This is a genomic window from Paraburkholderia sp. BL9I2N2 (genome assembly GCF_004339745.1).
GTDB lineage: Bacteria > Pseudomonadota > Gammaproteobacteria > Burkholderiales > Burkholderiaceae > Paraburkholderia.
In genome coordinates, this window is sequence record NZ_SMGP01000001.1 from 1,203,259 (window position 1) to 1,218,636 (window position 15,378).

General features: G+C 56.1%; 10 protein-coding genes and 2 pseudogenes. 3 read left to right on the forward strand and 9 right to left on the reverse strand.

Annotation, left to right across the window (positions count from 1 at the left end):
- Positions 1–6: 6 nt before the first annotated feature.
- Entirely contained in the window at positions 7–1,302 is a 1,296-nt protein-coding gene (locus tag B0G74_RS05585) for a PLP-dependent transferase (protein ID WP_243658109.1), read from the reverse strand.
- Between the two features lie 28 nt (positions 1,303–1,330).
- Entirely contained in the window at positions 1,331–2,482 is a 1,152-nt protein-coding gene (locus B0G74_RS05590) for a 2-aminoethylphosphonate--pyruvate transaminase (RefSeq protein WP_105512309.1), read from the reverse strand.
- A 483-nt stretch (positions 2,483–2,965) separates the two neighbouring features.
- Here B0G74_RS05590 and B0G74_RS05600 point away from each other — a divergent pair, with 483 nt between their 5' ends.
- Positions 2,966–3,913, forward strand: a complete 948-nt coding sequence (locus tag B0G74_RS05600; protein ID WP_132373972.1) for a LysR family transcriptional regulator — start codon at positions 2,966–2,968, stop codon at positions 3,911–3,913.
- 58 nt (positions 3,914–3,971) lie between these two features.
- Here B0G74_RS05600 and B0G74_RS46485 read toward each other — a convergent pair.
- The 6 genes and pseudogenes from B0G74_RS46485 to B0G74_RS05625 form a co-directional block, all read right to left on the reverse strand.
- Positions 3,972–4,088, reverse strand: a pseudogene (locus tag B0G74_RS46485) (IS3 family transposase); the annotation flags it as partial.
- 518 nt (positions 4,089–4,606) lie between these two features.
- Entirely contained in the window at positions 4,607–5,980 is a 1,374-nt protein-coding gene (locus tag B0G74_RS05605; protein ID WP_132373973.1) for a carboxyl transferase domain-containing protein, read from the reverse strand.
- Positions 5,981–6,066: 86 nt separating this feature from the next.
- Positions 6,067–7,407 (reverse strand): amidase family protein, encoded by a 1,341-nt coding sequence (locus tag B0G74_RS05610; protein ID WP_132373974.1) that lies wholly within the window; start codon positions 7,405–7,407, stop codon positions 6,067–6,069.
- Positions 7,408–7,443: 36 nt separating this feature from the next.
- Positions 7,444–9,132: an NAD(P)/FAD-dependent oxidoreductase gene (locus tag B0G74_RS05615; RefSeq protein ID WP_132373975.1), complete on the reverse strand. Its 1,689-nt coding sequence runs from the start codon at positions 9,130–9,132 to the stop codon at positions 7,444–7,446.
- 603 nt (positions 9,133–9,735) lie between these two features.
- Positions 9,736–10,962: an ATP-grasp domain-containing protein gene (locus B0G74_RS05620; RefSeq protein WP_132373976.1), complete on the reverse strand. Its 1,227-nt coding sequence runs from the start codon at positions 10,960–10,962 to the stop codon at positions 9,736–9,738.
- Between the two features lie 11 nt (positions 10,963–10,973).
- Positions 10,974–11,672: a hypothetical protein gene (locus B0G74_RS05625; protein WP_132373977.1), complete on the reverse strand. Its 699-nt coding sequence runs from the start codon at positions 11,670–11,672 to the stop codon at positions 10,974–10,976.
- A 646-nt stretch (positions 11,673–12,318) separates the two neighbouring features.
- Here B0G74_RS05625 and B0G74_RS05630 point away from each other — a divergent pair.
- Positions 12,319–13,251, forward strand: coding sequence for a LysR family transcriptional regulator (locus tag B0G74_RS05630; RefSeq protein ID WP_132373978.1), 933 nt, complete (start codon positions 12,319–12,321; stop codon positions 13,249–13,251).
- 306 nt (positions 13,252–13,557) lie between these two features.
- Positions 13,558–13,784: pseudogene (locus B0G74_RS05635) on the forward strand (transposase); the annotation flags it as partial.
- 305 nt (positions 13,785–14,089) lie between these two features.
- On the opposite strand, the gene nifV reads toward B0G74_RS05635, so the two are convergent.
- A complete protein-coding gene (gene nifV, locus B0G74_RS05640) occupies positions 14,090–15,226 on the reverse strand; it encodes a homocitrate synthase (RefSeq protein WP_132373979.1) in 1,137 nt (378 codons plus the stop codon).
- Positions 15,227–15,378: the final 152 nt, after the last annotated feature.

Here is a 15,378-nt window from a genome sequence, read left to right on the forward strand (position 1 = left end):
TGGGCATCAGATGGCGTCGAGCCCGCGTTGAATATCGAAAATCACGTCGTCCACGTTTTCGATGCCGACGCACAGGCGGATCGATCCGTCGAATATTCCCGCGGCCTCGCGTTTCTCTTTCGGGACGGTGGTGTGAGTGGTCGAGACGGGATGCGTCACGAGTGTCCGCGCATCACCCACGTTCGAAACGTGATACATGAGCCGGATGTTCTGGATGAACGCCCGGCCAGCCGCCTCGTTGTCCAGTTCGAACATGATCATGGCGCCATGACCGACGCGGGCGTCGACCAGTTCGTCAACGAGTTCGCGATCGCGTCCAGTGGCGAGCCCCGGATACGAGATGCGCCTGACCTTCGGGTGCTGCTTCAGGAAACTGGCCACCGCCGCCGCGTTTTCGCAATGGCGTTGCATGCGCAGATGCAGCGTCTCTAGGCCTTGAATCAATTGGAAGCTCGCGAACGGACTGATCGCGGCACCGGTATCGCGAAGCCAGGTCATCCGTGCCTTCAGGAGATAGGCGCTCGCGCCAAGGTCGCCCAGTTTCCGCACGGCATCGCGCCAGAGTATTCCGCCATGCGCTTCGTCGGGCTCATTGAGTAAAGGCAAGCGGGAAGGATCGTCGAAGGCGAAGTTGCCGTTGTCGACTACCAACCCGCCCAGCGTCGTGCCGTGGCCGCAGATGTATTTCGTCGCCGAATATGTTGTGATGGCGGCGCCAAGCGAAGCGGGGCGGGACACGAGCGGCGTGGTCGTGTTGTCGACCACAAGCGGAATGCCGCGGCGCTTGCCGATTTCGGCAAGCGCCGCGACGGGAAACGGTATAAGACAGGGGTTGGAAAACACCTCGCCGAAGATCGCGACGGTTCTATCGTCGATCTGCGATTCGAACGATGACACCTCTCGTGGGTCGGCCGATCGCGCCTCGATGCCCAGCCGTTTGAACGTGTTGAACAACAGGTTCCAAGAATTCCCGTACAGGTACTTCGATGCCACGACGTTGTCGCCAGGCTGCCCGCTGCTTAGATTCACGAGGGCAAGGAACGTTGCGGCCTGTCCCGACGCCACGGCGAGTGCATCGGCGGCGCCGTCCACCGTGGCATATCTCTGTTCCAGGATGCGCGTGGTTGGATTGATGATCCGCGTGTAGGTGAATCCGTCTTCCTTGACGTTGTAGATGTCGGCAATCTTCGACAGATCGCCGTCGAGCTCATAGGCGGTGGATTGGTAGATCGGCACCGCGACGGCCTTGGTGATGGGGTCGTGCCGATAACCGGCATACAGGAGCGCGGTTTCTCGGGACATTTCCGTGCCGGGAATATTCCGTGACATGTTACAAGACCTCTTTGACGAATTCAGCTTCGGGGTGGATTGACGCCTTTCCGGTAATCCGGGACGCGTCGAAAAAGTCTCGAAATGCGGTCGCCAGCAGGCGGATCCATGCCGGCTTGATGGAGCCGATGCATCCGATCCTGAAGCTGCGGGTCTGAAGATGCAGCTTCGAATAGATATAGAGGTTGTAGTTGGTGAGATGCGCGTAAAGCGCATCGAAATCCCTCTGGGTATTAATGATGCCGTTTGCCGTGAGCGCCAGACACACGGGTGAGCGCACTTGGGCGTTTAGAAGTGGCGATGCGTATCGTTCGGTCGAGCGGACGATTTCGTCACGCACCGCGCCGTAACGTTCGCCGCGGTGAATCACGCCTTCACTGGCAAGTACTTCAAGCGCTTTTGCGCATGCCTGGATCACATGCGTGGGTGGCGTGGATCGCCATTCGCCGGTTTGCTCGAAACTTTGCCACTGATTACGGACGTCGAGGACAAAGGAATTGACCGGATTGCCCTTGCTCCTGAGCAGATCAAGTGATGCGATGACGAAAGCCGCGCCCGGCGGCCCCTCGATGCATTTATTGCTGGACGTTACGAGCACGTCGAAAGCGATTCTCCTGGCACTGATGTCGGTGGCGCCAAAAGAACTCATCGCGTCGATGATCGTCCTGACGCCGCGCCGTTTAGCCAGATCCACGATCGCATCGAGTGGATTAATGACACCGGTAGTCGTCTCGCAATGCACGAAACAAAGGTGCGTGATCGTGCGGTCCTGCTCCAGATACGCGGCGATGTCGGCGGCCGAGAGCGGTTGATCGCTCGGCGCCTTCATGCTGACGGTCTGCACGCCTCGCAGCTCCAGTATCTTCAGTATCCGCTCGCCATAAATTCCGTTGATGCAGACGAGCGGCCGATCAGACGGACAGATGAAGGTAGCCAGCGCAGCTTCCATACCGTAGGAACCGCTGCCCTGGATTGGGACGACCGAATGTGTGTCATTCCCGTCGATCAGCTCGATCATTAGTTCACGCACCAAAGCCGTGATGTTTTTGAAGCTCCGGTCGCGCGAGCCCATATCGAATTGCATCTGCGCCTTCACTTCGTCGCTCAAGGCCAACGGGCCTGGTGTCATTAAGAAATGATGTTGGCCGTACATATAGCACTCCTAATTTAGACGTTTATATGCAAATGCGGTACGAACGCTTTGCCGCGCGGCAAAGTTTTCACAGGGGAATCTTCCTGTCTGTGCAAAATCTGGCGGTGGGCGAGTGTCGAGCTGCTTGCAGTAAGGCTTAGTAGCTCCACAATCTTCATGGAATCGACGGATGCACGAATCCTATGGGAGGCCGGTGGAAGTAAGCCCGCTGGAGTAGCTTGCGCTTGATCCTGTGTCCGAGCAGCGACAGGGCCGCGCTCGCGTGCCCCGATGCATGTGATTGATCGACAACTGCTGCAATGTCAGTTCCTCGGCTTCGCTCAGTTCTACCGCACACTTCTTCCGCTACCCCGGCACCACGAAGGCGCCAGCAGGTTGGCGAAACTCAATCGGATGTACCAGGAACACTATCCTCCATGCCGCACAACGCGTAAAGTCGATTGTTTTGATGGAACACATCCACATTATTTATAAGTTGGGATCATGCGTTTCAAGGGCCTCGATCTAAATCTCCTCGTCGCGCTCGATGCTCTGATGACCGAGCGTAACCTCACCGCGGCGGCACGCAGCATCAACCTGAGCCAGCCGGCCATGAGCGCGGCCGTCGCCCGGCTACGCGCCTATTTCTGCGATGAACTGTTTACGATGAGGGGCCGGGAACTTGTCCCCACACCGCGTGCTGAAGGGCTCGCTGCTCCAATCCGCGAGGCTCTGGTGCACATCCAGCTCTCCGTTATTTCCCGGGACGTCTTCAACCCGGCCAAATCGGATCGCCGCTTCAGGATCATCCTTTCCGATTTCATGGCAGTCGTATTTTTTCGAAAGATCGTGGAGCGTATTGCACGGGAAGCTCCCGCCGTCGGCTTCGAATTGCTGCCACTTGCCGATGACCCCGATGAGGTTCTCCGGCGCGGCGAAGCCGATTTTCTTATCTTGCCGGAATTGTTCATGTCGAGCGCGCATCCTAAAGCGAAGCTGTTCGAGGAGACACTCGTGTGCGTAGGCTGCCGCACGAACAAGCAGCTATCAGGGCAGCTTACATTCGAGAGATACATGTCGATGGGGCACGTTTCGGTCAGGTTCGGACGGACGCGGCGGCCCTCCGTCGACGAGTGGTTTTTGCTTGAGCACGGCCTCAAGAGACGGAACGAGGTCATCGTGCAGAGCTTTAGCATGATCCTGCCTATGCTATTAAACACTGACCGTATAGGGACGATGCCCTTCAGGCTGGCCAAGCATTTCGAAAAAACGATGCCTCTGCGGATCGTCGAACTTCCGCTGCCACTGCCCGCATTCACCGAGGCCGTCCAATGGTCTGCCCTTCACAGCAGTGATCCGGCAAGCAACTGGATGCGGGAGATAATATTGCAGGAGGCGTCACGCATGGTTGCTCCGCGTGAGACCACGCGAAGACCAGTCCACCCAGGTTAGGAAATGGGATCTTTCAGCAAGGCTTATGCGGCATGGATCTGTGGGGTTTCGAAGGTTTTGTGGCGACATAACGGATATCACCACAGCAGGCCTGATTCGGCGCGGTGACGGCAAACGCCTGATTGAGCAGGTTCGGCGCGAACGGTAAGCCATGTGTCAATCTGGTTGTTGCCTGAATGGCGCTGCGGTGATGGACGACGCTGCGACTGCGCGGTCGCTGGGTGCTGAAGATCATCATTAATGAAGTCTATCGCTCACAGTACGCGTGCTGTGCGCCACGGGGACTGTCGTCGGTCGACGCTAGCGGCCGTTATGTAATACAGGTTTCTCGGACGGTTTGTGAGTGATCGCGATGGTTCGGCAGCCTGCCACCACTCCGTGCACCGAACTCACGACTTAACGTCGGACTTCCACGGCCAGCAAGCGCTAGTTTCAACATTTTCTCGGTCCTTCTGGATCTGCTCGCGGTTGAGCGTGGCTTCGCTGGAGACTGCAACTTGGTTCGTCGACATTCGGTCGGCGTCGGCTTCAGTCGACGCCGCATGCACCTCCTCGCTAGCTCTCAACAACGGCAGACCGAGGCCAAACCGCGAAACTTCGCCCTTTAATGCGGTCGTATCCGCCCGCCATGTATCCGCGTTACCGACAAGCAGACTGCGCTGGACTGTGGAAGTGAGACGCTTGCGATTCAACTCAGGCGCTAGCTTCACTCCCTACAGGGAACAAATACTTGGTAATTTGTTCTCGAGTATGTTCTATCTCGATGACATCAGTAATCAGCCCATTAATTTTCAACAATTCTGGGTTTTCAATTTCATCGGTCAGTTTTCGCATTATGGATCTGGTGGTTTCATCAGACTCAGACATTACTTTCTTCATCGTGTCCGGGCTGAAAACGCCGATGTGGGCCCGCGGATACGCCAGTACTGCCACAGGGTCAAATCCAGGACCACCCATGGCGTACACTCCTCCCGTATACGCTTTTCTGGCAACGAGCAGTAATTTTGGTACCTTGCATCGAACATGTGCTCTGAATAATTCCGCTGCGGCCGAAAATATGCCACTTTTTTCAGCTTCTCTGCCGATCATAAATCCTGGGATATCGGCAATGAATATGATTGGAATGTTGGTTTTTGCGGCAATATTTATCATTTTTACCATTTTTGAGGCGGATTTCCGATAAATTGCACCTCCATTATGTCGGGGGTTGTTGGCAATAATTACAGCGAAATTTCCTTTGATGCTCGCGTAGGCGGTCAACACTTCCTCCGCGTATTCGTCGCTTATTTCCGTAAAGCTGCCTTTGTCGATAAAGGAATTCAGCAAATGATGCATGTCATAGGGTGTGCGATGATCTGTTGGAATTAATTTTTCAAAATCAACCGCATCGGGTTCTTCATATTCAAGGCCATGGGGTCCCTTGCCTTTGAAACTTCCATGCAGTAATTTTCTTATGCACTTGAATAAACTTTCTTCATCTTTGAATACCAGTTGAACCGAGCCCGAGCCCTTGCTGTGAACGTCTGTTCCACCTAGCGAATAGAGATCGGACTCCTGGGCCAGCATTGCCTTCACCATATCCGGACGACCCATACATAGAGCACCTTTCTCAGTCATCAACACTAGGTCTGCGAGCATCAACGGTAAAGCAAGTGGACCTGAGGTCGGACCGAGTATGACGGAAATTAGCAAATTTCCTTCTGCAAATTCTGCGAGGGATGCACTGACCCTGCCCATTCCGAATGGAGATAAAAGTAATCTGGCCATGTCCGGCGAGAGCACTTTCGCGGTGTCAAAACTACCTGTCCCTCCTGCCTTGTCCTGAATGTAGATTAAGGGGGCACGTTTATCCCGGGCCCGAGTTACCGTGCTGATGATCTGCTCGGCAGTGCGCCACTGTCCGCCTCCCTGAAATTCACAGTCTCCTCCGCGATTCATGACCAGAAAGGTTTTTACCAAATTTATGGTTCCTTCGCCGCAGATGAAATGACTTTTTGCGGCAGGTTGACGGTCAACAAAACTATCTGCGTCAAAGAGCACGTTTATTCTTTTCAACGAAATTTGCATTAGCTATCTGCCTCCTGGCAATGCGTATGAATGTTGGCTGTTATCGGTGCCGTGCGTCTGTGCGGTGTTGAATGGCAGCCTCATTTTCAGGAAGCCAAAATGTCTTCCATAGACATTGCTGCGGCCAGAAGGCGGCGGTCCTGGCCCCGCGCGGCGTCAATACTCAATCCCACCGGTAATGCATCGTCGGGAGCAACTGGAAGGGTGATAGAAGGTATCGCGGCGTTGCTGGCCAAGTCGGTGTTACGTATCACCTCGGCAAACAGTCCCGGCCTGCTGGCATCGCTCAGATGAGGGACGCTACGCGGAACTGTCGGGTACACGAGAAAATCGATGCCTCGAGTGCTGAACAGCGAGTCTATTTGTAGACGTAAGACGCCTATATTCTGGATTGCTGATGAATAATCTGCGGCAGATATAAGCTGTCCACCAAGATTGGCGTGAATGATGTTGCGAACAATTTTGTCGCGAATGTTATCAAATACAGCATTTATCCTGTTTCCCCATCCTAAGGAAAGCAATGTGCGGGGAAAGTCAGTGAAGAATTCGTAAACCGGAATGGTGAAGGTTCCGGTTCTATTCAGGTCAGCAACAACCGCGTCATCCAGTTCAACGCACTGGAAACCAGCGCAAGTCAATCGCCTGACGGCATGCCAGCAATACTTTCGGACATCATCCTCCAGGTCAGTCCACATGGAGGCCGGAAGGCCTATTCGGCCGCGAGTATTTTTCTGTTTTGTCGGAAGGTGCCTATCGGGGGACAGCAGATCATATAGAAGTAATGCATCTTTCGCCGTCCGCGTCAGAAGGCCCGGCGAATCCTTCGTGCGAGAAACTGGAATGATTCCGGCCGAAGACCAGCGACCACTTGTGGGCCTGAAGCCGGTGATACCACAGAAGGCGGCCGGTATCCTTACGGAGCCGCCGGTGTCCGTTCCGATCGCCATCGGAACGATACCGGCTGCCACAGCAGCGGCACAGCCGCCACTGCTGCCACCAGCCAAATGCCCTGGAGCCGCTGGATTTCCCACCGTTCCCCATCGAGGATTGACCGATGTGATACCAAAGCTGAGTTCATGCATGTTGTTCTTGCCGGCAACGACAGCACCGAGCGCTCTCAGCTTTCTGACAACAAGCGCATCGCGCGTGGCTATACAACCTTCCATCCCCGGTGTACCGGCAGTGACAGGGAGCCCCTTAACACAAATATTGTCCTTTAAGGAAAAGGGAATGCCGTAGAGCGGTGCGCCTTTCAGGGCATCATTCGCTTTAGCGAAATGCGCGTCCGGGCCGCAAGTGCGGATGAAGCAGTTGAGCTTTTTCAGATGCGAATCAGCGCTGAGTGCACGCTCCCGGATTTCAGCCGCTGAAAGTGCACCGGTACGTATGCCATCGCAAAGCGATTCCACAGTGTTTTTTGGATACATAAAATTTCCGCGAATAGGATGTCATCCTGTCCGATGTCAGTAACGATAAGCACTGCGGATCTCGTCAAGAGGATTGCCCGGTAAAAGATTTCCTCCTGCGCTACGTATGACGGCGCAGGCGCTGTTCACAGCCGTCTGCACAGCTCCCTCAATCCATCCACCGGTAAAAGAGCAGCCACATCCTGCCAGATAAAGGCCGGAATCCCATGCGGGATCATTCGCGGTCTTGAACTGAAAGAAGAGACGCTGCGAGTAAACATCTTCGCCCGGATAGTTGAGCTTAAAGGCACCCGAAGAATGCGGATCGGTCAGCCAGTCATGGTGCAGGATGCTACGTTCATAGTCGTCATCGGCGGGAACCAGGTGGCGCGCAAGTTCTGGATGGAATGTAGCAAGGTCGTCAACAAAGCACTCACACCGCTGTTTTTTGTTGGGAACACTCAGTAGCTTGTGAGCGTCATCTTCCCAAGTGTAACTAAGCAAAACTACACCCTGACCATCTGGCTTATCGGGTTCGTAATCAAGGCAATATACTCCTCTCGCAAAACTGTCAGACTGGATGGTGACTGGCAGGTCTTTAGTGATCCAGAACTTGTCGCGGGTGAGCATGAACAGCTTTGAGGAACCCGTAAGATGCGTTTCCCTGACGGCTCGTGAGACGTCGTGGCTGAGAAACGTTTCGTCGTCGGTCAGGCAATGAACCATCTGCATTGCCCTGTTGTTGCTAGTGACGATCACTCGGTCGAAAACCAATGCCTCGTCTTCATCAGTTACCAGTTTTATCTTTCCATTCTCTTTGTAGATGCGACCCACGCTATTGAAGCGAACCCGTTCAGAAACGGAGCACCCTGCGATCTCCGCTCCCGCCAGGCGCTCAGCCAGTGTAGAGATTCCGCAGGAAATCAGGCGTTGATCATCCAGATAGCCGTTAACGACCAAGCGCAGTATTTCGGTGAATCCGGCCTGATAAACAGGTAGGAAACCTCCGGATCCTATTCCTAAAGAGCCAAACAGCTCAAAGTCATAAGGCCTTTCCCAAGGGATACCTCCGGGGGGGCGAGGGCCAGTGAAAATCGCGACAATGGCCGCATAGAAAGAACTGTCACGGAACACATCGAGCCACGTTTGCCATGCCGCACGCGCTTCCTGAAAGCGATGTGATTTCAACATGACCGTGATTTCTGCCGGCGCTACAAGAGATGTGCCATTGATCACGCACCCTTCCTGTAAAAATGCCCTCCAGCTTTCATGAACAAGCCTGAACAAAGGTGGCGGTGAATCTCCCGCCGGCCAGGTATGGCGAGTGCCGCGATAATGCAATTCGGTATCAACCACTCCTGGATCGGGGAAAGACGTGGTCGTGGAAATGCCGTGTTTGTTCAAATAATGGAAAAGACCGGTTGCACTCGGAGGGACCCGCATTGCGCCCATTTCAGCAATAAGGTGCGGGTACCGCGGATCAAATACTTGTGACCATATTCTTCCTCCAATGCGATCGCGGGCCTCAAAGACCGTAACGTCGTTTACGCCTGCCCGCATCAGTTCAGTCGCCGCCACAAGACCGCTAATACCGGCCCCCACGATGGCAACGCGCGGAGTTGGAGTGCGTGATGAAAAGGAGCCGATTGCCCCTTCAGACTCGCAGAGCTGGAGGAACGGCGCGTAGTCATACAATAGGTCAACAGTCGGCGATGGACTTTGTGAAGATGCGACGTGATTTTTCATGGATTTTCTCCTTTGTGGCAATGCATCCACTTGAGGAATGGTGATGGCTGGAAATAGCGCAGGGACCTTCGACAGAAGAGATCGAGGTTATTTATTCCGTTGCCGATAGCTGTGCTGCCCCTCGCAGAAAAATGCTATTCATGGTGAATATCCATGGATGCCACGATATCAAATCGACTGCGGTCATATCAAACAAATAAAATTGATGTTTGTAGCAAGCTAACGTGAGAGTAGCTTCGTCAGCCATGACTCACTACTGATAAAGGGGGTTGGTTGATTTGTGAGAAGATATTTCGGCCGTGCGCAAGCTATTTCGTCCACCCTGAACAATCCGTTTGGCGTGGTGCCAGCCGGCGCGTGTCAAGGTACTCGCCTCAGTCATGCAGCCAAAGGCTGTTTGAGTGCGGTGTGCGAGGCCATCGTGACGACTGACTCGCGCTCCGGATTGGGGGCGACGGCGCCGATTGGCGTCCAGTCCCGCGCGCAGCGTGACGGCATCATCGATGTTGTGATATTAAGCAGCGAACTCGTCGGACCAACGGTTGAGCACGACTATGCGATTACCCTCGGAGGATCAGTTGATTCTCATGTCGCGAAAATTTTTCAGCTACCGTTATCGGCGTGATCGAATTTTAGCGCTTTCAGCGCTTCGGCGAGGCGCAAATCGAGCGTCGGGCGATCTGCGGCCGTAAACAGCACATGTCCGACGCGGGCGCGAAAGTCCGTCAGTTTTAGGACTGTACCGCCGATGTGCGAAAGAACCTCGACCTCTTCGAAGCCGGGCGTCGCGCGCACGCGTTCGACCGCAGCGGCGCCGGCGAAGCGCCCAGTTACGGGCGTGAAGAACTGCACACCGCTCACGCACGTCGCATGCCTTGCATCACAGAGGGGCGCTGGATCGGTGTCGCCGAGATGACTGCGTATCATCACTTCTGGCAAGGAGATGGACTTGCTGAGTTCAACCAGCTGGTAGATCCGATCACCTCCGAGCCGTGCGGCGATCTCGATGAGCACGGGGCCGTCGCGCGTCATGCGCGCCTCTGCATGGAAAACGCCGAGGTTGAGGCCGATTTTCGCGGCGACCTTCTCGACGTAAGCGACCAGCGCTGTACGATGCTCTGGCGCCAACGCTGCTTCGACAATGTGCCCCATCTCGACGAAATACGGCTCGGCACTCAGCAGCTTTTCTGCCACCGCAAGCACGCGCGGCCCATGTCGGCCGACGTAACCTTCGATGCTGTACTCCGGACCCTCGACATATTGCTCAAGTAGCAACACGTGGCCAATTTCGCGGCCCATATCTACAACGCCGTGGCGCATGGCGCGCTCGACCGCGAGCTGCAGCTCGACAAGAGAGTTGACGCGCGTCGCGTGCTGGCTACCGCAGCCGTCCACAGGCTTAACAACGGCTGGAAAGCCGACCTGCGAGGCGGCCGTCACGATGTCACGGCGATCTGCGATTCGGGCGAATCGGGGCCCCGCCAGTCCCGCAATTGCGAGGTGTGATCGGCTGCGGTACTTGTCGCGAGTGAGCGCTGCCGCTTCGAGCGGCAGATGCGGGAGACCGAGCCGAGCGGCCGCTTGCGCCGCTACATCGACTGAGTATTCGAACCCAGGTACGATTCCATCGGCGCCAATGGCGTATGCGGCGGCTGCGACGGCGCTCGACGAAGCAGTGTCCACCACCGTGAACGACGTGACGGCCGCCCGTAGGTCACGCGGCACGACGCGCTCGGCGGAAAACACGTGCGCAGCGACACCAAGGCGCGCAGCGGCGGCGACAAGCGCCGTGCCGGACGACGCCGGTTCAATCACTATGATGGCGGTCATGGGGACGTTCCTTATATAGCAACAGTTTCGCGTCGGGGCGTGGTCGCCACAAGTAGCTCGTCGAAGTACTCGTGGAGCAGTTCGACGAAGTGGCGCAAATAGGTCTCAGCCTGTTTGATTCCGCCCCAGCCGTCGATTGCCCGCTGCAGACCGACCCACATCACATCATCGTGACCGTGAGATCCGTCGTGCTGAATGTGGTCGAGCGGACGCTTCACGAGATCGTGCCCGAACGCGCGCGCTCCTGCTTCGGTGATGATTTTGTTATAGCGATCCGAATACCATTCGACAAACCAGTTCCAAACCATTGTCGACAGCGGACCGTCGCGGCTAATGCTCAAATAAAGATAGCCAATCAGCTTGTCGGTGCTGTGGAAAGGTGCGGTGCAGTCGATCTCGGATGCAGACAGGCTGAATTTCTCGATGTCACGCAGAAATAGCCCCTCATGCCCATATTCTTCTGCAAGGTATTGCGCGAGAATTTGCGCGAGCGTGTTGTCCTTGAAGCCGATTTTGTACAGCGCGAACGCGTCGACCTCGTTGTTAAGGCGGATTCGCAACACTGTTTCGATGAGGTGGCGGCGATAGTATTCACTGTCGATCCAATCGCCACGATGGAAGGCGGCGGTCTCCGGCGAAGTAGCGAACATCTGGGCGACTGCGTCTTGAGCGACTCGCTCAAGACGTGCTCGATCGTTGCTTGTATTCATATAACCATCCAGATCGAAAAAAAACAGGGCGCACCGGTTACTGTTTATGCCTGAGCCGGACGAACCAGGGGCACAGCTGCCTTTACAATAAGCAATGATGTCCCTTGGAGAGTCTGAGAATTCCCCTGCAGTGGGGGCTAAGCCGCGTTGCAGTCGCTGTGCGGTGACAGGGCGTACTGTCGGGCGCTCCTAGACGATTTTTGATCAGCGTGGCTTTTGCCGGTGGAATCGTGCCAAACGTTGCGGAACGCTCTCGCCTCGAATGTTTTTTGTCGACTGAAGCTAGCTGGTTCGATCTTCTCGTGTGCCAAAACATGGAAACTCCTTCTCGAGAGGGGGCTGGACCATGGCCACGAGCGCTAACACCGCAAAGCGGTGTAGTAGCCAAGTTGTGCTAATCGTGCCGTATGCCATCGTCGCGGGTAACGGTACTGTACTTCATTGGATCGCGCATATGAATGCGACGGTGGACATCGGCGCGGTAGCACGCACGAATGTCACGGACGCTTTCAGCAACGCGTATCCGGTTTGCTGTCCGTTCAATTCCTCTTCATCTATGCTCTCTGCGTGAGTGACGGAAGGATATTAACCGCGGCTGTATGCGTGGTATAACCTGATAATCTTTATGTTTGCATGAGGGGAATTGATGATTCGCGATCTCGACAGCACGCTGCTGCGTACGTTCGTTACGGTGATAGAGGCCGGCAGCGTGAGCAATGCTGCGGTGGCTCTTCATCGCACCCAGGCTGCCGTGAGTATGGCCCTTCGACGTCTCGAAGACGAAGTCGGCCAACGCCTGCTCGAACGTTCACCGCGCGGCGTGAAGCCGACCTCGGCGGGCAGCCTGCTACTGCCGTATGCACACAAGGTGCTTGAAATTGGCCTCGCGGCCCGTTCCGCACTGACTGTCGGTGACGTCTCGGGTACGGTGAGGGTGGGCATTCTGGAAGACATCGCAATGAGTCACCTTCGCCATGCATTGCGGCAATTCTCAGCATCGTTTCCCGATGTCTCGTTGGAGATAGTCGTTGATGCGAGCCCGGCGTTATCGCAGCGGCTCGCAAGCAACACACTTGATTTCGCGATCGGCGATCCTGCGCTGATCCACGCGGAGCCGCTCGTTACCTGGCGGCATCCGCTTCGCTGGGCCGCCGCACGTTCCCGCAATGCCGACCTGCGTGATGGCCCCCTACCAATCATCGCATTCGGCGGAGCATGTAGATGGCAGGAGAACTTCTTTGCGACGTTGCTTGACGCCGGCATCGTGTGGCGCGTTGCCTGCACGAGCACGAGCCTGTCGGCGATCCAGTCGGCCGTTGAGGCCGGACTCGGCATTGCTTTACTGCTCGACTGGCACGTGCGCCGCGATACTATGCACGTGATCGATCCGCGTGCTGTCGGGCTGCCGATGCCGCCTGTGGCTGAATTCGGTCTATTCAGCCACGCGAAGTCGAACGACCGCACGTCCGCAGCAACCGCACTGCAGCGCTTCCTCTTTCGCTCGCTGCAACTCTGTTTGCCAGAAGACGGCGCACTCGGCAGAGAACGCGCCACCATGCCGCTACGTTTTCCCAACTGATCTACGTCGTGCCGTGGGTTGCGTCGAAGGGGCGATCTTTCGATGCGTCGACATCCGCAGAATAGTTGCGCCGAACAGTCTTGATCCTAACGCAAGCGTCCAGTCGGAGATTTGGTGCGAGATCAAGAAGCCGGCGGGCGAACTTTGACGAATGTCAATGAAAAATCCGGATCAAATTTATTAACATTATTTTCACGATTACTGATATCGCACACTAATCTTGCACAAAAAAACAGAATTGGTTGGGCAATTGGCCGGATTAGGGAAACACTGATTTATCAGGCCCGGCCGTCATCGCTGAGCTGTCCGCTGAAGGATCTGGTGATCCAGGTCGAGCGAACGAAGGCGCAGATTCGCGCACGGGTCGAGCATCCGTCTCATATCGTCAAGAACTGTTCCGTCATCGCAAGGTGCGCTACAAGGGACTGGCCAAGAACATGGCGCAACTGTTCAGTCTGTTCGCCCTGGCGAACCTGGCGATCGCGCGAAACCGGGTGCGGTCGGTTCATGGGAGCAGTCCGTCACGCGTGTGAAAAGTGCGAGAAATGAGGCGCATCCTCGGGTCAAACTCACCAGAATTGCCAACGCTTCATTTCGGCATCCGGAAATTCCGACCCATCGCCGCCGACAACCTCGCGGGATGGCCTATTAATCAGCGACTCCTTAACAGCCCCTAATATCATTTTGTTAAGGCTTCTTAACAGTCCCGGGTCGTCGAGCGCTGCGTCAGGCGGATCGCCAGCGTCTGCTCCCAGTAGTCATCCTCCACATAGCCCGGCTCGGCATAGCCAGTTCCGCAGTCCGCCCCACCAGCTCGACAAGCGTGGGCATAACCACACTACGGCACTTTGACCCGTATGCCGCAGGCTTGGGTCAGAAAGCGGCGCAAATCGGTTGCATTCGGCGCCTGCTTGTACTGCGTGGCGAAAGAGCGGATGCGCGCAAGCAGGAGCGGGATGAGCCGCTCCGACACCCTCACGCCTAGTGCGTCGTAGGCCTCACGCACACTTTGAGATCCAGAATGTTTCCCGAGTATCGTCGACCGTTGCCGGCCGAGCTCTGCCGGATCGAATCCCTCGTAGGTCGTGGGGTGCTTCGCGAGGCCGTCGGTGTGAATGCCCGACTCGTGAGTAAAGATGTTCCTACCGATGATGCTCTTGTTGAAGGAAACTGCGCGGCCTGAGGCTTGTTCGACTAACGACGAAATGTCGGGCAGCGCTCTGGTGTCGACGCCAGTTTCTCGTCGCAGCAGGTGCCGTGCGCCCATCACGACTTCTTCCAGCGCTGCATTGCCGGCGCGCTCACCCAACCCGTTGACGGTGGTGCTCGCATGGGTCGCGCCGGCCCCAAGGGCGGCTAGTGTGTTGGCTGTGGCGAGCCCGAGGTCGTCGTGCGCATGTATTTCGATCTCCAGATCGACGGCAACGCGTAGCGCTGCAATGGCGTAGAAGGTCTTAAAGGGGTCCAGGATACCGACAGCGTCGGCAAAGCGCACGCGCTGGGCGCCGTGCTGCTGCGCGCATTGAGCCACTTCTACGAGAAATGAGGGATCCGCGCGCGAGGCGTCTTCCATGCCCAAGGAAATTCTGGGATGGTTTTTCGCTGCCTCGCCGACGACGCGTGCGATCTGCGCCAGTACCCAATTGCGCGACTGCCGCAGCTTGTGTTGCAAATGAATATCCGAAACGGGAACCGAGAGATGAACGATATCGGCATCACAACGCAATGCCGCGGTAAGATCCTCGTCGGTGAGGCGCCCCCAAACCATCAGGCGAGCGTCGAGGTTCAGGTCGACGATTGCAGCGATGCACGCCATTTCGTCCTCACCCATGGCAGGAATTCCGATTTCGAGTTCGGCCACGCCGGCCTGCGACAGTGCGGCGGCGATTGCGCATTTTTCCTCAGTGCGAAATGCGACGCCAGCGGTCTGCTCGCCGTCGCGAAGCGTTGTGTCATTGATGATCGGATTGAGCATGTCAGGTCTCTTGAGTTGTCGCCGATGGATTGCAAGCGTTGTGCCAAGCGAGCATCTACAGTCGGGGCACAATTTGCGGGATGTCGACCGGCACAATGTCGGGTTATGGCGGTGCATCGTCCGATTGTTCGTGTCGCGAATGTTACGTTCCG

Excerpts from the sequence above, each read along its gene's own strand:
- B0G74_RS05585 (WP_243658109.1), bottom strand. The coding sequence starts at position 1,302 with ATGTCCCGAGAAACCGCGCTCCTGTATGCCGGTTATCGGCACGACCCC.
- B0G74_RS05590 (WP_105512309.1), bottom strand. The coding sequence starts at position 2,482 with ATGTACGGCCAACATCATTTCTTAATGACACCAGGCCCGTTGGCCTTG.
- B0G74_RS05600 (WP_132373972.1), top strand. The coding sequence starts at position 2,966 with ATGCGTTTCAAGGGCCTCGATCTAAATCTCCTCGTCGCGCTCGATGCT.
- B0G74_RS05605 (WP_132373973.1), bottom strand. The coding sequence starts at position 5,980 with ATGCAAATTTCGTTGAAAAGAATAAACGTGCTCTTTGACGCAGATAGT.
- B0G74_RS05610 (WP_132373974.1), bottom strand. The coding sequence starts at position 7,407 with ATGTATCCAAAAAACACTGTGGAATCGCTTTGCGATGGCATACGTACC.
- B0G74_RS05615 (WP_132373975.1), bottom strand. The coding sequence starts at position 9,132 with ATGAAAAATCACGTCGCATCTTCACAAAGTCCATCGCCGACTGTTGAC.
- B0G74_RS05620 (WP_132373976.1), bottom strand. The coding sequence starts at position 10,962 with ATGACCGCCATCATAGTGATTGAACCGGCGTCGTCCGGCACGGCGCTT.
- B0G74_RS05625 (WP_132373977.1), bottom strand. The coding sequence starts at position 11,672 with ATGAATACAAGCAACGATCGAGCACGTCTTGAGCGAGTCGCTCAAGAC.
- B0G74_RS05630 (WP_132373978.1), top strand. The coding sequence starts at position 12,319 with ATGATTCGCGATCTCGACAGCACGCTGCTGCGTACGTTCGTTACGGTG.
- nifV (WP_132373979.1), bottom strand. The coding sequence starts at position 15,226 with ATGCTCAATCCGATCATCAATGACACAACGCTTCGCGACGGCGAGCAG.